At 66.2% G+C, this 17,239-nt stretch carries 13 protein-coding genes; 8 read left to right on the top strand and 5 right to left on the bottom strand.

What is annotated here, in order from left to right; all coding sequences use genetic code 11:
- The first annotated feature begins 81 nt into the window (after positions 1-81).
- The 4 genes from F4Y45_09245 (at position 82) to guaB (ending at position 7,043) form a co-directional block, all read left to right on the top strand.
- Positions 82-1,593, top strand: a complete 1,512-nt coding sequence (locus F4Y45_09245) for a YifB family Mg chelatase-like AAA ATPase (protein MXY24692.1) — start codon at positions 82-84, stop codon at positions 1,591-1,593.
- Between the two features lie 61 nt (positions 1,594-1,654).
- Entirely contained in the window at positions 1,655-2,533 is an 879-nt protein-coding gene (locus F4Y45_09250; protein ID MXY24693.1) for a M23 family metallopeptidase, read from the top strand.
- 28 nt (positions 2,534-2,561) lie between these two features.
- Complete coding sequence (gene secA, locus F4Y45_09255; GenBank protein ID MXY24694.1) at positions 2,562-5,489, top strand: preprotein translocase subunit SecA; 2,928 nt, start codon at positions 2,562-2,564, stop codon at positions 5,487-5,489.
- A 75-nt stretch (positions 5,490-5,564) separates the two neighbouring features.
- Positions 5,565-7,043: an IMP dehydrogenase gene (guaB, locus tag F4Y45_09260; GenBank protein MXY24695.1), complete on the top strand. Its 1,479-nt coding sequence runs from the start codon at positions 5,565-5,567 to the stop codon at positions 7,041-7,043.
- A gap of 72 nt (positions 7,044-7,115) precedes the next feature.
- Here guaB and tsaE read toward each other — a convergent pair whose 3' ends face one another.
- Both tsaE and F4Y45_09270 read right to left on the bottom strand, forming a co-directional pair.
- A complete protein-coding gene (tsaE, locus tag F4Y45_09265) occupies positions 7,116-7,547 on the bottom strand; it encodes a tRNA (adenosine(37)-N6)-threonylcarbamoyltransferase complex ATPase subunit type 1 TsaE (GenBank protein ID MXY24696.1) in 432 nt (143 codons plus the stop codon).
- Positions 7,541-9,151 (bottom strand): NAD(P)H-hydrate dehydratase, encoded by a 1,611-nt coding sequence (locus F4Y45_09270; protein MXY24697.1) that lies wholly within the window; start codon positions 9,149-9,151, stop codon positions 7,541-7,543. Before F4Y45_09270 ends, tsaE begins: the two co-directional genes overlap by 7 nt.
- A 48-nt stretch (positions 9,152-9,199) precedes the next feature.
- Here F4Y45_09270 and F4Y45_09275 point away from each other — a divergent pair, with 48 nt between their 5' ends.
- Positions 9,200-10,096, top strand: coding sequence for a branched-chain amino acid aminotransferase (locus tag F4Y45_09275; protein MXY24698.1), 897 nt, complete (start codon positions 9,200-9,202; stop codon positions 10,094-10,096).
- Here the strand turns inward: F4Y45_09275 and gcvP are convergent.
- Genes gcvP through gcvT form a run of 3 tightly spaced genes read right to left on the bottom strand, consistent with a single transcriptional unit; the run spans position 10,059 to position 14,448 of the window.
- Entirely contained in the window at positions 10,059-12,947 is a 2,889-nt protein-coding gene (gene gcvP / locus F4Y45_09280) for an aminomethyl-transferring glycine dehydrogenase (protein ID MXY24699.1), read from the bottom strand. The two genes, F4Y45_09275 and gcvP, sit on opposite strands and share 38 nt — an antisense overlap.
- Positions 12,947-13,327: a glycine cleavage system protein GcvH gene (gcvH, locus tag F4Y45_09285; protein MXY24700.1), complete on the bottom strand. Its 381-nt coding sequence runs from the start codon at positions 13,325-13,327 to the stop codon at positions 12,947-12,949. The genes gcvP and gcvH overlap by 1 nt, the downstream gene beginning before the upstream one ends.
- Positions 13,324-14,448, bottom strand: coding sequence for a glycine cleavage system aminomethyltransferase GcvT (gene gcvT / locus F4Y45_09290; protein MXY24701.1), 1,125 nt, complete (start codon positions 14,446-14,448; stop codon positions 13,324-13,326). Before gcvT ends, gcvH begins: the two co-directional genes overlap by 4 nt.
- A gap of 227 nt (positions 14,449-14,675) precedes the next feature.
- Here gcvT and F4Y45_09295 point away from each other — a divergent pair, with 227 nt between their 5' ends.
- From F4Y45_09295 to F4Y45_09305, 3 genes are read left to right on the top strand one after another with little or no spacing between them, the layout of a single operon-like run.
- Positions 14,676-15,350 (top strand): sigma-70 family RNA polymerase sigma factor, encoded by a 675-nt coding sequence (locus F4Y45_09295; GenBank protein MXY24702.1) that lies wholly within the window; start codon positions 14,676-14,678, stop codon positions 15,348-15,350.
- Entirely contained in the window at positions 15,350-16,021 is a 672-nt protein-coding gene (locus F4Y45_09300) for a hypothetical protein (GenBank protein MXY24703.1), read from the top strand. The genes F4Y45_09295 and F4Y45_09300 overlap by 1 nt, the downstream gene beginning before the upstream one ends.
- A 29-nt stretch (positions 16,022-16,050) precedes the next feature.
- Positions 16,051-17,232 carry a 4-hydroxy-3-methylbut-2-enyl diphosphate reductase gene (locus F4Y45_09305; protein ID MXY24704.1) on the top strand — a complete coding sequence of 394 codons (1,182 nt, stop codon included), beginning with the start codon at positions 16,051-16,053 and terminating at the stop codon, positions 17,230-17,232.
- The last annotated feature ends 7 nt before the right edge of the window (positions 17,233-17,239 follow it).

Here is a 17,239-nt window from a genome sequence, read left to right on the forward strand (position 1 = left end):
AAGTCATGCGCATCATACAGAACGACTCAGCAGCCCGTGGTGAAACCCCCGCTTGGAACGGTTCTTGCATCACTGCAAGCCATGCTGGCCACGCTGCGGTCCGCCGCTGTCCTGGGCATCAACGCCTCGGTGGTGGACGTCCAGGTGGATATTTCGGATTCCGGACTGCCCACCTTCGCCATAGTCGGCCTTCCCGACTCCACCGTCCGAGAGAGCCGCGAACGCATCAGGAGCGCGCTGGAAAACGCGAACTACCCGTTCCCGCTCCGCCGGATTATCGTCAATCTCGCGCCGGCCGACACACCAAAGAGCGGTGCGTCGTTCGATCTGCCGATTGCCCTCGGCCTTCTGACCGCGATGGGCTGCCTCCCGCCGGAAGGGTTCGAGCAGACGCTTGTCGTCGGAGAGCTGTCACTCGATGGCCGCGTCCAGGCCGCGCACGGCGTGCTTCCGGTGGCCCTGCTGGCGGCTCGGCTCGGCCACCATTTGGTATTGCCGGCCACCAACGTTCCGGAGGCCCGAATCGTCGACGGTGTGGAGCTGATTCCTGCCCAGGGGCTCGTGCAGACGATCCGGGATCTCAAGAACGGGACCCGGACCGCCGATCCGCTGCCCGACGTCGCCCCGGTCCGGCGCGACGGTTGCCCGCTCGATCTGTCGGATGTGCAGGGACAACTGGGCGCGCGACGCGCGGCGGAAATCGCCGCCGCCGGTAGGCACAACTTGCTGATGATCGGACCGCCCGGGGCCGGCAAGACCCTGATTGCGCGGCGCATCCCGGGCCTGCTGCCTCCTCCGACGTTCGCGGAGGCAAGCGCTGTGACATCGATTCACTCGGTGGCCGGGCTGCTGGACCCGTCAGCCGGTCTGTTGTCGGACCGGCCGTTCCGGGCTCCGCATCACACCGCGTCGGTCTCCGCACTGATTGGCGGCGGACGCGATCCGCGGCCGGGCGAGATCAGTCTTGCGCACGCGGGCGTGCTGTTTCTCGACGAGATGGTCGAGTTCGACCGGCGTGTGCTCGAGGCGCTGCGAGAACCGCTAGAGGAAGGCGCCGTCCGCGTGGCCCGTGCGCTGCGAACCGTGCGGTTCCCCGCCCGCTTCCTTCTCGTGGGCGCCATGAACCCGTGCCCCTGCGGCTATGCCGGCGAGCCGTCCGGTCGGTGCCGGTGCACGCCATCGGAGGTGCGGCACTATAGCGATCGCATCTCAGGCCCCTTGCGCGACCGGATCGACCTCACGGTGCGGGTGGATCCCGTGCCGTTCGAGGCCCTCGCCCGCGAAGCAGCCGCGGAGTCGTCGGCCGATGTGCGCGCCCGCGTAAACGAGGCGCGAGAACGGCAGGCGACGCGCGATCGAACCGGGACAGGGCGGACCAATGCCGACTTGTCGGGCGAGGCGCTAAAGCGGCACGGCGCCCTCGATCCTTCCGGTCTTGCCCTTGTCGAACAGGCAATGAATCGACTGGGGCTCACCGGGCGCAGCTTCGATCGAGTCCGCCGTGTGGCCCGGACAATTGCCGATCTGGACGGCGCCGACGGCATACGCAGAGCGCACATCGTAGAAGCCCTCCACTACCGTGGGATCGACTGAACCGGCTGGTTTGTGGTAAAGTCCCGCAACCCAACACCGTACCTGTACGCGGGCAAGGTGCATGCCATCGAAGCGTTATACCGTCATTGTCGCGGATCGCGAAACAGGTGAAGTCCGTCGCGTTACCGTTGCCGTCCGACCGGCGGTAACCGCGCTTGCCATTCTGGCGCTTCTGCCGGCCATCGGGCTCGGCGTCTCCCGTTGGGACGCGAATACCGAGATCAACCGTCTTCGCGCCGAGAACGCCCGGTTACAAGTCGAGAGCGCAAGCTACCGCTCCGGTGCGGCCGATCTGGCGGGCCAGATAGGGTCGCTCCAGACCGCGATCGACAGACTGACTTCGCGCGCCGGGATGAACGAGCCGGTGCAGCGCTTGATTGATCGTCTGCCGGCGACGGTGGACCTCGAGATTCCGGCCACCCCGGCGCCGGGCCCGACGTTCGATCGGATCATGACGTTGCTTGATTCGCTGGACCGCGGACTATCAGCAATTCGCCACAGCGTCGCGCTGCGAGAAACACTGGCCAGTGCAACTCCCACGATCTGGCCGGCCGATGGCTGGATTTCGAGCGGCTACGGCTACCGGAACGACCCGTTCACGGGAGAACGGGAATTCCATTCCGCCCTCGATATATCCACTCGATCGGGTGAACCGGTCCACGCCACCGCGAGCGGCCTGGTCGCGGCGGCGCACCGTCAGGGCAACTACGGCAACATGGTCGAGATCAGGCACGGCTTCGATCTCACTACCCGCTATGGCCACCTGTCGTCGTTTGCAGTCGGCGTCGGTGACACCGTCGAACGAGGCGACATCATCGGCTACGCGGGAGCCACCGGTCGCGCCACCGGCTACCATGTACACTACGAAGTGGCCGTCAACGGCCAGAACATCAACCCGCTTCGTCTGCTGACCGAAACCGACCCGATTTCAGCGAATTGACCGCTTCGCGCCATGCGCGCCTGATGTGATGCTGGACACCGTCCTTGCGAAGGTCTTCGGCACACAGAACCAGCGGGATCTCAAGCGCGTCCAGCCACTCGTTACCCGAATCGGCGAACGCGAATCCGACGTGCGGGCGTGCTCCGACGCCGAGTTGCGCTCCCACACCAACACGTTCCGCGAGCAGATCGACCAGGGGGCGACACTCGACGACCTTCTGATCGACGCTTTCGCGGTGGTGCGCGAGGCGGGTCGGCGCGTGCTGGCGATGCGCCATTTCGACGTGCAGTTGATCGGCGGCATCATGCTGCACCGCGGCAAGATCGCAGAGATGAAGACCGGCGAGGGTAAGACGCTGGTTGCCACGCTCGCCGCCTACCTCAACGCGCTCGACGGCGGCGGCGTCCATGTCGTCACCGTGAACGACTACCTCGCCCGGCGCGACGCGGAATGGATGGGACGGATCTACCGCTTCCTCGGCATGACCGTCGGCGTCGTTCAGCACGACCTGCGGGACCACCAGCGGCGCGAGGCCTACGAGTCGGACATCACGTACGGCACGAACAACGAGTTCGGGTTCGACTACCTACGGGACAACATGAAGTTCGACCTGTCCCAGTTTGTCCAGCGGGGGCACCGCTACGCGATCGTCGACGAAGTGGACAGCATCCTCATCGACGAGGCGCGCACCCCGCTGATCATCTCCGGGCCCGCCCAGCAATCAACGGAGCTCTACTACGAAGTTGATCGGATTATCCCGCGACTCAAGCCTGGCGCGGTCACCCAGGGCAACGTCCCGGCGGAGCGGCGGGAGGAACTCGAGGACACGGGCGACTTCCTGATCGACGAGAAACACAAGACGGTAACCCTGACCGAGAGCGGAATGGCCATCTGCGAAAAACTGCTGGGCCACCGCCTGCAACCTGGCGGTCTCTACGATCCGGTCAACATGCCGCTCTTGCATCACGTCAACCAGGCGCTCCGGGCCCACTCGCTGTACGAACGCGACGTCGACTACATGGTGAAGGACGGCCAAGTCGTGATCGTCGACGAATTCACCGGCCGGCTTATGCCGGGACGCCGCTGGAGCGACGGTCTGCATCAGGCGGTGGAAGCGAAGGAGAAGGTGAAGATCGAGCGGGAGAACCAGACGCTCGCCACCGTCACATTCCAGAACTACTTCCGCAAGTACGACAAGCTGGCCGGCATGACCGGCACGGCCGAGACCGAGGCGACCGAGTTCGCGAAGATCTATGAGCTGGACGTTTTCTCGGTCCCGACCAACCGACCCCTCATCCGGATCGAGGAACCAGATCTGATCTACCGGACGTCGCGGGAGAAATACGACGCGATCGTCGAGGACGTCATCGCCACGCAGGAGGCGGGACGCCCGGTACTGGTCGGGACCGTATCGATCGAGAAGTCGGAACGGCTTTCCGGCTTGTTGAAGCGTCGCGGCGTCAAGCACACGGTGCTCAACGCGAAGTACCACGACAAGGAGGCGGAGATCGTCGCGCAGGCGGGACGCGAGGGAACGGTGACGATCGCCACCAACATGGCGGGACGCGGCACGGACATTCTCCTTGGCGGCAACCCGGAACACATGGCGCGCCGCCAGGCGCTCGCGGAAGAGGTGGCCGAGAGGCTGCCCGCGGGCGAGCAGAAGTTCGTTGACGACGAAGAGTTCGCGTATTTCTCCCACGACGGCTTCTACCGCGTGCCCAGAGCCGACTGGGATCGGATCTTCACGCACGTCAGGGCGGAAACGGGCTCCGAACACACCGGCGTCGTCGAGGCGGGTGGACTGCACATCATTGGCACCGAGAGGCACGAGGCCCGGCGGATAGACAACCAGCTCCGGGGCCGCGCCGGACGACAGGGAGACCCCGGATCCTCCCGCTTCTACCTGTCGCTCGAGGACGACCTGATGCGCATCTTCGGCTCGGACAAGATCCAGGGACTGATGGATCGCCTCGGCATGGAGGAAGGCGTGCCGATCGAGCACGGCATGGTGACCAAGGCCATCGAGCGGGCGCAGAAGCAGGTGGAAGGCCAGCACTTCTCCGTGCGCAAGCACCTGCTCGAGTACGACGACGTGATGAACAAGCAGCGCGAGAACGTGTACGCGCTTCGGCGTGAGTTGCTCGACAACCGGATTCGACTGGAAGACTACGAAGAGCCCGTCAGCGCGCACGAGTACCTCCTGATACTCGCGGAGGGGTTGATCGACGAGATCATCGAAGACTACTGCGGCCCCGATACGGAGCCGGAAGAATGGGACCTGCCGGCCGTCGTGCAACGGGTCGGCGATCTCTTCGGCCTCGACGAGGAGACGCGCGCCGCGTTCGATCTCAGCGACAAGAGCCCGGACGAAATGCGCGATCTGCTCTGGGGCGCAGCACGGACGGCGTACGAAACAAAGTCCGAGAATATCGACGAAGCCATCATGCAGCGTGTGGAACGTGACGTCATGCTGCAGGTCGTGGACACGCAGTGGAAGGACCACCTGTACGGTCTCGACCACCTGAAGGAGGGGATCAGTCTCCGCGGCTATGGTCAGCGCAACCCGCTCGTGGAATACAAGCGGGAGAGCTTCGCGATGTTCCAGGCCATGAAGGAGCGGATTGACGAAGAGACCGTTCGCTACCTCTGGCGGATCCGGCCGGTCGTGCGCGAACCCGACGAAACCGACAGCGGCCTGCAGCGGCCGATACCGGCACGCCCGTCGACGCCTCTTTCGTTCAATGATCCCGGCGCGGCGGAACCGGCGTTCGCGGCCGCGGGCGCGGCCGTGAGCGCGGGTGGCCCCGGTGGGCGCGGCCGACCGCGCCCCGCACGGGTCGGTGGCGACGACGCGCCGGTGGTGACGGTGCGGCGCGACTCGCCGAAGGTGGGACGGAACGATCCGTGCCCCTGCGGCAGTGGAAAGAAGTACAAGAAGTGCTGCGGGGCATGACGGAGGTGACCTGAGGTGGCAACCCACATTGAAACGGCAGCCGCTACGGCAACAGGAACGACCACCGCTTTCGAGATGGCGCTGACGTTCGACGACGTGCTGTTGAAGCCGCGTCACTCCGCAACGCTACCCAGCGCCGTCAACCTCTCCACCCGACTGACACGCAACATCGCGCTCAGCCTGCCCCTCGTCAGCGCCGCAATGGACACCGTGACGGAGGCGCCGATGGCGATTGCCATGGCGCAACTCGGCGGCATCGGCATCATCCACAAGAACCTCGACGTTGCCCGGCAGGCGTCCGAGGTGGACCGCGTGAAGCGGTCGGAGAGCGGGATGATCGTCAACCCGATTACGCTTTCGCCCCGGGCGCGCATCTATCAGGCGCTCGAGTTGATGAAGAAATACCGGATCTCCGGCGTGCCAATTACCGAGGACGGCCGGAACGAAGGGCGCCTCGTCGGGATCCTCACAAACCGCGACCTCCGGTTCCTCCGCGACGTCGAGCTGCCGATCGAGGAGGCGATGACGCGTGAAAACCTCATTACCGTGCCGGTCGGTACAACACTCGCCCAAGCCGAGGAAATCCTGCATCGGCACCGCGTCGAAAAGCTGCTGGTCGTCGACGGCAACTTCAACCTGCGGGGGCTTATAACCGTCAAGGACATCCAGAAGGCGATCAAGTACCCGCAAGCCAGCAAGGACACGCTGGGCCGCCTGCGAGTGGGCGCGGCGGTAGGCATCGGGCAGGACGCCATCGAGCGGGCCGAGGCGCTGGTAGCCGCACATGTCGACGTCCTGGTGCTGGACAGCGCACATGGCCACTCGCAGAACGTGATCGACGCGGCCAAACGGCTCCGGCAAGCGTTTCCCGACCTCGACCTGATCGCCGGCAACGTCGCCACGGCCGAGGGAACGCAGGCCCTGATCGACGCGGGCGTGGATGCCGTCAAGGTGGGGATCGGCTCCGGATCCATCTGCACCACCCGCATCATCGCGGGCATCGGGGTTCCCATGGTGACCGCCGTACTCGACTGCGCGCGCGTGGCGGCTGCCGCGAACATCCCGGTAATCGCTGACGGCGGCATCCGCTACTCGGGTGACATCACGAAGGCGCTCGCCTGTGGAGCAAGCACCGTCATGATGGGGAGCCTGTTCGCCGGAACGGACGAGGGCCCCGGGGAACTGATTCTGTACCAGGGGCGCAGTTTCAAGGAATATCGGGGCATGGGCTCTATCGGCGCCATGCGCCGCGGCAGCCGGGACCGCTACTTCCAGGAGGAATTCGATCTCGAGGTCCCCACCGAGGAGCGCGGCGAAAAACTGGTGCCTGAAGGTATCGAGGGACGCGTTCCTTACAAGGGCACCGTCGCAACGATGGTGCACCAGCTGGTGGGCGGCCTCCGGGCCGGCATGGGCTACTGCGGTGCGCCGACGCTCGAGGCGCTGCAGCGCGACGCCGAGTTCATCCGGATCACACCGGCCGGCGTGCACGAGAGCCATGTCCACGACGTGGTGATCACGAAGGAAGCTCCCAACTACCAGGCCAAGAGCTAGGTCCAGTGGGTGCGCCGGCGTCCACGCCGGCATCGACTGTTGTCCTCAGGCCGGCCTGGAGGCCGGCGAACCTTAACAGCCCGTGGTGTTGATCCTCACGGTTCGGTCGTCACCTCCGCCATCGTCGATCCGTACCTGGATCGCACCCGCCGGAGCCACCGCCAGACGGTCTGCCCACTCCACCGCCACGATGACGTCGCCGGCGGCCAACTCAAGCAGGTGCGGCTCGAACGCCACCGTCTCTGCCGTGCTCAACCGGTACAGGTCGACATGGTGGACGGTGCGTCGTCCCGCGTACTCCTGGGCCAGCACGAACGTTGGGCTGCTCACGTCGTCAGGCGACCCGCCGGCACCCTCTACCAAGCCGCGAACGAACGCAGTCTTGCCGGCCCCCAACTCCCCGTAGAGCAGTACCGTCGCCGGAACGCCGTCGTCGAGTGATGCCGCGAAGTCGCGCGCGATGCGGTACGTGTCGTCCTCGGAATGGCTCTCGTGAATCACCAAGCGTCGACCGCCTCCCCCCGTTCGAGCATCGCCGTCGCCAGACCGAGCCGGACCGCGATGTCACCCGCAATCAGGCCGGTCTGCCCCATGTCCCGCGCAGCCAGATCTCCCGCGAGGCCATGCAGGTAAACGGCGAGTGCGACGGCCTCGGCAAGGTCGTTCATCTGGCCGATCCAGCCCGCGATGGCTCCGGTCAGCACGTCGCCACTCCCGCCGGTCGCCATCCCGGGGTTGCCGGTTGCATTGATCCGGACGGTGCCGTCCGGGGAAGCAATCACGGTCCGTGCTCCCTTCAGAACGACGGTGACTTCGTGTTCCTGCGCGAACGCGCTGGCGATCCCAAGCCGATTCCGTTCCACCGCCCCGCTCGAGGTGCCAGCCAGCCGCGCCATTTCGCCGGCATGGGGCGTGATCACTAGTGGGCTGCCCCTGCGGCCGCGCAGTCGTCTTGGCGTTTCGGCACAGACGTTGAGTGCGTCCGCATCCAGCACGAGCGGCACCGAACTCTCTCGATCGATCAGCGCCTGCACCAACTTCGTCGTTCCCTTGCCAGTACCGAGTCCCGGGCCGGCGGCGATCACGTCCCATTTACCGGCCAACAGCTCGGCCAGGCCCTTTCGGCCAATCGTGCCGTCACGCTCCGGCAGGGCGTGCGTCATGTACTCCGGGATGGAGGCGACCAGCGCCTGACACGACGCCGGCGTCGCCACTGTTACAAGGCCCGCGCCCGCCCGAAGGGCGCCAAGGCCAGCCAGCCGCGCCGCCCCGGTCTTCCCGCGTGAACCCGCGACTATCGCGACACGGCCGAACATTCCCTTGTGGGCGTCAACCCTGCGTCTGGGCATCCACAACCGGAGTTCGGATCCGGTCATCAGGTCAATCCGCGGGCCGTCAAGGGCATTGACGACGTCAGGCGGAATCCCGATGTCGGCCACCTTGAGCGCACCGATTTCATCCGGGTGGAGGAGCAACGCGAGCTTCGGCGCGGCAAGCGTGACGGTAAGCGCCGCCCGGACAGAGAGCGCCCGTGCGTCCACGTCCACCGGACCATCTCCGTCCTTGCGGGCCTCCACCCTGGGCGCCTGCTCCAGCAGGCCCGACGGGACATCGATCGACACCACCGGCCGCCCCGACGCGTTGACATCCGAAACGGCCCGCGCCAGCGTACCCGCGAGCGGCCGGTTCAAACCGGTGCCCACGAGGGCATCGACGATGAGCGACGATGACGGAAGGCGCGCCGCCGAACCGCCCCAGGCGGTCTCCTCCTCCACCTCCGCGATCGACACGCCGGCGCTTCGCGCCCGCTCGAGCATCTCGCGCGCGTCGCCGGCGATGTCCTCGATCCGTCCGAGCAGGACGCCCGCGATGTCCTGCAGGCCGCGCTCCCGCAGGAGGCGCGCCACGACCCAGCCATCGCCGCCGTTGTTGCCCCGCCCGCAGAGTACGGTCACCGGCCCGCCGTCCAGCCGTTCCGACAGCCGATCGTCAATCGCCGCGACGACTTCGCGGCCCGCCCGCTCCATCAACTCGAGCGACGGCACGCCCCGTTCGTCTATCGTCAGCCGGTCCGCCTCGCGCATCTGCGTCGCTGTCACGACACGCATGACTCGATCCTATCCGGTCGGCGATAATTCGCTGATCCGTCACTACACATGGAGATAGCGGTCAACGTCAACGGCCGGATCAGCGAGGGACGCGAGGCCACCGTGCCCGCGCTCGACTACGGCTACCTCTTCGGCGACGGCGTCTACGAGACGTTGCGAACGTACAATCGGCGTCCCTTTCTCTTCGACCGGCACCTCGCGAGGTTCAGGGCGTCGGCCGAGCAGCTCGCCTTGTCCATGCCGCTCGATGCCACGGCGTGGGAGGCGCGGCTCGCCGAGACGATGCGAGCCCTCGATCATGACGGAGAAGTCACGATCCGGCTGCTGCTGACCCGCGGCCTGGGAGACTTCACGTACAACCCGGCTGCATGCCCCTCCCCTACCGCCGTGATCATTGTCCGGCCCGTCGCCGAAGTGCCCTCGGCTCATGTCAGGCACGGGATCACGATCCGAATCTCGTCCGTTATCCGGAACCACCCGCGGGCTCTGAGTCCCCGAATCAAGTCGAACAACCTGTTGAACAACATCCTGGCGATGCAGGAAGCGATCCAGCACGGAGCCGGCGAGGCGCTGCTCCTCAATGACCGGGGCGAGCTGACGGAGTGCGCTCAGTCGAATATCTTCTTGGTGCTGGACGGGACGGCGCTGACGCCACCCCTGGGCGCCGGTCTCCTCGAAGGCGTCACGCGCAATTTCCTCTTCGAGGTCGGCGAAGCGGCCAGCGTACCGGTTCGAGAGCAGACGCTCCGGCCGGAACATCTCGCGAACGCCGACGAACTATTCGTTACGAGCACAACGCGCGAGGTGCTCGGCGTCACACGTGTCGACGAAACCGAATACAGCCAAGGCCGCCCCGGCCCGATCACGACGAAGCTCGCGGTCGAATTCCGGCGACTAGCCCACGGGACTACTCCCATGCCTCGACCGGCGGACAGGCGCAGATGAGGTTCCGGTCGCCCCGGGCGTCGTCAATCCGGCTCACCGGTGGCCAGAACTTGCGGGCGGCAACGAACCGTAGCGGATACGCCGCCTGCTGCCGCGAGTACGGATGAGACCAGTCGTCGGCCGTGACATCAGCCGCCGGATGCGGCGCATTCACGAGAACGTTGTCGTCCCGATTCGCGCGGCCGTCGGCGACCGCCCGGATCTCCTCGCGGATGGCCAGCATCGCGGCGCAGAAGCGATCCAACTCGTCGAGCGGCTCACTCTCGGTCGGCTCCACCATAAGGGTTCCAGGCACCGGAAAAGACACCGTCGGCGCGTGAAAGCCATAGTCCATGAGCCGCTTGGCCACATCCTGAGCGGTGACGCCGCTCGACTCGCGCAGTGGGCGGAGATCGAAAATCAGCTCGTGCGCAACGCGGCCGTTGGGGCGCGTGTAGAGGACATCGTAGGCTGATTCCAGACGCGACTTGATGTAGTTCGCGTTGAGCAGCGCGTAACGGGCTGCGTCCGTAACGCCGTCGCGGCCCAGCATGCGGATGTAGGCGTACGAGATCAGCAGAATGCTCGCGCTCCCCCACGGTGCCGCCGCAACTGGCGCAATGCCGCCGTCGGCATTCTCAACGGCCAGGGGATGCCGCGGCAGGTACTCCGCCAGGTGCCGCGCGACCGCAATCGGTCCCATGCCAGGTCCGCCACCCCCATGCGGTATCGCAAAGGTCTTGTGCAGGTTGAGATGGCAGACGTCGGCACCGATCCGGGCCGGGGATGTGAGCCCCACCTGGGCATTTAGGTTGGCGCCATCCATGTAGACCTGGCCGCCCTCCTGGTGAACGGTGTCGCATATTTCCCGTATCGCCTCTTCGAATACGCCGTGAGTGGAGGGATACGTAATCATCAGCGCGCTCAGGCGGGATCCGTGCGCGGCGGCCTGTTCACGCAGGTGCTCCAGATCAACATTCCCGTCGCCGTCGCACCGGACGATTACCGGTTCGAGTCCCGCCATGGCCGCGCTCGCCGGGTTCGTGCCGTGAGCGGAGGCGGGAATCAGGACGACGTTTCGTTCGGATTGTCCCCGTGCCTGATGGTATGCCCGGATCGCAAGCAGCCCGGCGAATTCCCCCTGCGCGCCGGAATTGGGCTGCAGCGAGACCGCCTCGAAGCCGGTAATCGCGCAGAGCATCGCCTGGAGTTCATCGACGATCTGCTGATAGCCGGCCGCCTGCGACGCAGGCGCATACGGATGGACGCGGCCGAACGCCGGCCATGTCACAGGCAGCATCTCCGCGGCCGCGTTCAGCTTCATCGTGCAGGAGCCAAGCGGAATCATTGACGTGTCGAGACCGAGGTCCTTCCGTTCGAGCTGCTTCAGGAACCGCGTCATCTGAAGCTCGGAGTGGTGACTGTTGAAGACCGGATGCGTCAGGAACGGCGTGACTCGCTGCAGCGCGGCCGGCCAATCAGGAGGCGCCTCGTCTCCAACGACGCCGGCGACGGCGGTATTCGTTTCGCTTCCCGCGGCCCGGGCAAAGCAGTCGACGATCGCAGCGACATCCGCCTCGGTCACCGTTTCGTCAAGCGAGATCCCGACGTCGCCGTCGCCGTGGTACCGGAGGTTGATTCGCGCCGTCTCCGCCACCGCGCGAACGCGTGAAGTCGTGCGGCTCCCACTCGTAGCGATCCGGAGCGTGTCGAAGAACGCGTCATTGCGCTGAGAAAAGCCCAGCGACCCGAGGCGGCCCGCCAGCCCGCGAGTCAGCCCATGAACGCGCCGAGCGATCCGGCGCAAGCCCTCCGGTCCGTGCCAGACGGCGTACATACCCGCGACGTTCGCCAGGAGCGCCTGTGCCGTGCAGATGTTCGATGTCGCGCGCTCACGCCGGATGTGCTGCTCGCGCGTCTGCAGCGCCATGCGGTACGCCGTCCGTCCGCGCGAATCGACCGAAACACCGATCAGCCGCCCCGGCATCTGACGCGCGTGGCGCTTCTGCGTCGCGAAGAACGCAGCGTGCGGTCCTCCGCCGCCGACCGGCACACCGAAACGCTGTGCGCTCCCGACGACGACGTCAGCACCCGACTCGCCCGGCGGGGTCAACAGGGTCAACGCCAGCAGGTCGGAGGCCACCGCCACGAGCGCGCCCGCATCACGGGCCCATCCGGTCACCGGTCGCAAGTCGCGCAGGCGTCCCGACGCATCGGGGGACTGCGCGAGGATTCCGAAGACACCATCGGGTGCCCCTTCGGCGGTGGGCGCATCGATTTGGTGGAGACGATCCGGGTCAAACAGCTCGACGCGAATACCCAGCGGCTCGGCCCGGCCACGGATGACGGCGATAGTCTGGGGGAAACAGTCGGCCGACACCAGGAATCGGTTCGCGCGACGCCGGTGCTGGGCCTGGAGTCGGTGCAGCATGGCCATCGCCTCTGCCGCGGCGGTCGCCTCATCCAGCAGGGACGCGTTCGCCACTTCCATGCCGGTCAGGTCCTCGACCATTGTCTGGAAGGTCAGGAGCGCCTCGAGTCTCCCCTGCGCCACCTCCGCCTGGTAAGGCGTGTAGGGCGTGTACCAGCCCGGCTGCTCCAGCATGTTGCGCAGCAGTACCGGCGGCGTCACGGTGCCGTAGTAGCCGAGGCCGATGTACGACCGCCAGCGCTCGTTGCGCTCGGCTAGGCGGCTCATCCGTTCAAGGAACGCCGCCTCCGATTCGGCCGGTGGGAGATCCAGCGGACCATCGAGGCGGATGGTGGACGGCACGACCTCATCCGTCAGGGCGTCAAGGGACGGTGCGCCGACCGCCTGCAGCATCGCGTCCAGGTCGGACCGGCGCGGGCCAATGTGACGGGCTGCGAACATCACGCGACGCCGATCAGCGCACGGTAGCCGTCGGCGTCCATGAGGTCGTCCGCCTGCGACGGGTCATCCACGGCAATCGAAACCATCCAGGCGCCATGCGGATCCTGGTTGACCGACTCGGGCTGATCCTGAAGCGTGCCGTTCACTTCGACGACACGGCCGCTCATCGGGGCATACAGGTCGGAGACCGCCTTCACCGATTCAATCGACCCGAACTGTTCGCCCTTCGTCAACGTGGCGCCCGGCTCGGGGAGATCAACGAACACGACGTCGCCCAGTTGTTGCTGCGCGTAGTCGGTGACGCCGATGCGTCCGGTCTCCCCCTCGATCCGGATCCACTCATGGTCTTTCGTGTAGCGCAAGTCGGTCGGATAACTCATCGTGGCCTCCGATAGAACGGCATCCGGACTACCCGCGCGCGCAGGCGCGTTCCCCGAACGTCGATCAGCAGCTCGGTATCGCGCTTCGCCAGTGGCGCCGGAACGTACGCCATGCCGATGGCCTTCTTCAGATGCGGTGTCAACGTACCGCTGGTCACGCAGCCGATCGCATCGTCCGCACCATCGCCGTCGCCGGCATAAACGCCGCAGCCGTGGCGCGCGATCCCACGGTCGATCATCTCGAAACCGACAAGACGCCGCCGCGGCCCCGCATCTCTTTCGGCTGCCAGCGCCTCGCGCCCAATGAACGGTCCCTTCTCCCAGTTGACCAGCCAGCCCAGACCCGCTTCCAGCAGCGTCGTGGTCCGGTCCATGTCCTGCCCGTGCAGGCGCATCCCGGCTTCCAGCCGGAGTGTGTCGCGAGCACCCAGACCCGCGGGAACCAAGCCGTCTTCCTCACCCGCCCCAAGCACGCTGGTCCAGACCGCGTCGGCCGCCGCCGGGGCGACGAGGAGTTCGAAGCCGTCCTCTCCCGTATAGCCGGTCCGCGCAATCGTCGCGCGGGCGTTCGCCACTTCACCGGTTGCAAACCCAAAGGTGGGAACCGCCCGCAGCTCGACGCCGGTGAGCGGCTGCAGGATCGCCTCGGCGCGTGGCCCCTGCAGCGCAAGCAACGCATACCGTGCGCTCGTATCGATGACGATAGCGTCACTAGGTTTGCCTTCTCCGCCCGCCGCGAGGGAGTCCCGGATCCAACGCAGGTCAGTCTCGACGTTGGCGGCGTTCACGACCAGCAGGAAGTGATCGGGCGCCAGACGATATATCACGAGATCGTCAACGACCGTCCCCTCCCGTGTCGTCAGCGCCGAATACTGCGCCTGCCCTACCTCCAGCCGGCCCGCGTCGTTGGCGGTGACTCGCTGCAGCGCGGCGGGCGCATCCGCGCCAGCCAGCTCCAGCTCTCCCATGTGGCTCACGTCGAAGAGGCCGGCCGCAGTCCGCACCGCCTCGTGTTCTGCCGCGATACCGGCATACTGCAGTGGCATCTCCCAACCGCCGAACGGCACGATTCGGGCTCCAAGCGCCACGTGGCGCGAGTAGAGAGGCGTTCTCCGCGGGATATCGGCCGGCGTCCAGGCCATCGGTGTGGGAAGGGTCCGTCGCCCACGGCAGCGGACCGTGCAAGGGACGGCGTAACCCTACTACGCACCCGCTACCCGGTCAAGAATCTGCGGGGTCGGGGTATCATTGAGCGAGTCCGTTGCGTGGCCCGTTCGTTTTGTAAACGATCGGCAGGCGGTAGCGCTCTATACAAGGAAGACGGGCTGCGACTGCATCTGCATCGACCATGACAACCGCGAACGTCTCAGCCTCTGACCGGCGGGCCGCCGCCGACTCCGAACTCGTGGCGGAAGTGAAGACCCTCCTCGCCTCGGGCAAGCAAGTAGCCGCGGGTGAGCGCTTCGCCGAACTGATAGATCGCCATCAGCGTCGAGCGGCCAGGATCGCCTACTACTATCTGAGGGATCCGGCGGAGGTCGACGAAGCGGTGCAGGACGCGTTCGTCAAGGCGTTCACCCATCTGCCGTCCTTCCGCGAACGTCTGTTTTTTGAGCTCTGGTTCACGCGCATCCTGATGAACGGCTGCTACGACCGGCTCAAGGCCCGTTCGCGGCGCCTCCGCTGGATGGTACCGGTCGACGAATCCGAAGCGGACCAACAGGACTGGATCGCGCGCCAGCCAGCCACTGGATTGTCACCCGAAGCGGAACTGCTCGAAGCGGAACGGCGCACGGAGCTGCTCGCCGCTGTCGACCGTCTGCCGGAGCGGCAGCGCGCGGTCGTCGTGCTGAGCCAGTTCGAAGGGCATGCGACACGTGATGTAGCGGAGATGCTCAACTTGAGCGAGGCAACCGTCCGTGTCCACCTGTTCAGGGCGATCCGGACGCTGCGCCGACATCTGGCCGGCGCCACGTGGCTGGCGCAGCCGCCGACACGCAGCGCCGGGGAGGCGAAAGTCTGATGGCTCCGATACGCTGGCGGGAGATCGGAACGTGGTCGTTCTGGTTGCGCCGCCTCCATCCCGCACGGCATCTAACGGAACGGGAAACCGCGGCGATGGCGGTCGAACAGGAGACGACCGCGGACCCGGTCACGGCGTCACTTGCAGCGCATCTGGCAGCCTGCCCCGAGTGCGCGGCTCGTCGATCGGAGGCCCGGGTGGTCCTTGACCGCTTCGCCAACGCGGCGGAATCGGCATTCGACGCCGAGATGCCGCCCCATCGGCTTGCCAGACAGCGCCGCCGCGTCCTGCGCCGGATTGAAGGGGTTCTCGGTCAGCGCACGGCACGTATCCTGCGTTTCCCGGTGACCGACCGACCGACCGTACGCCAAGCCTCGCGTGCTGCTCGCTGGTTCGGCGCCACGGCGGCGGCCGGGCTGCTGGTCGCAATGGTGCTGGTGCAGCCTGGCGACGCACCACGTTCCGCATCGGACGTCGCTCCGCCTGGTGCAGAGACCCTTGCTACCGTGCCTGCCCTCGAGCTGGCGAGCGAGACGCCGCCGGCGTTGATGACGGACGAGCAACTCATGCGCGATCTGGAAACGGCACTCGCCACCCGGCGCGTCGAGCCCCTGATGGCGCTCGACGAACTGACCCCGCAGATCCGTGCAGCATTGACGGACATCCGCTGAACTGCCAACCGAGCACCGATCATCCTCTCGTGACCACGATTTTTCGCAAAGGCCTCGACGTCAAGCACCTCGTCGCGGATGAACTGGCGCGCGACTATCACAGCCAGCTAATCGACCGGATACGTGAGAACGGCCATACGCATCAGGATGGACGAGTGACGATCCACCTCGCTCAGGAGTTCGGTTTCTGTTACGGGGTCGATCGGGCAGTCGACTACGCCTACCAGACCAGACGCCGGTTCCCTAATCGGAAGGTCTACCTGACGGGTGAGATCATCCATAACCCGCAGGTCAATGAAAGGCTGCGCGACGCCGGCGTCCGCTTCCTGAGCGACTGCGGAGAGGCCATCGACAAGCTCGGGCCGGAAGACGTGGTGATTCTGCCAGCCTTCGGCGTAACCGTCGGTGACCTCGCGGAGTTGGATCGTCGCGGATGCACGCTGGTCGACACGACCTGCGGCTCGGTCCTCAACGTCTGGAAGAACGTTCGCCGCTACGCGCGTGACGGCTACACGTCGGTCATCCATGGCAAGATCGGACACGAAGAGACGCAGGCGACGGCCTCGCAGGCGGGGCTGACTCCAGGAGGCCGCTATGCCGTCGTGCGCGACAGGGCGGAAGCCACGCTCCTGTGCGACCGCATCCGGGGAGAATCGACGTCCAGAGCGTTCATGGAACGGCTTGGTCATGCCTGTTCGCCGGGCTTTGACCCGGAACGTGACCTCCGCAAGGTGGGCTTGGCCAACCAGACGACCATGCTGATGAGCGAGTCGCTGGAGGTGGGCGAAATGGTTCGCCAAGCGATGATCGATCGCCACGGTGAAGCGGACCTCGATGAACACTACCGGGCATTCGACACCATCTGCAGCGCCACGCAGGACCGGCAGGATGCCATTCTCGAGATGCTCGGCAGCAAACGGCTCGACCTGGCAATCGTCATCGGAGGGTACAACAGCAGCAACACCCGGAACCTCGCCCGTATCTGCAGGGACCGGGTGCCCACGTACCACATCGCCGGACCGGGCTGCCTGGAGTCGGCGCGCCTCGTGCGGCACCTTCCGGCGTCAAGCCCACCTGCCAACCCGGTGGAGGCGGCAGCGCGCGATTGGTTGCCGCCGGACGGACCGCTGGCCGTCGGCGTCACCGCCGGCGCGTCGACACCGGACACCGTCGTGGGCGAAGTGATCGAACGTCTCGTGGAACTGGCTTGAGGAGAAC

This window comes from Acidobacteriota bacterium, from assembly GCA_009838525.1.
GTDB lineage: Bacteria > Acidobacteriota > Vicinamibacteria > Vicinamibacterales > UBA8438 > VXRJ01.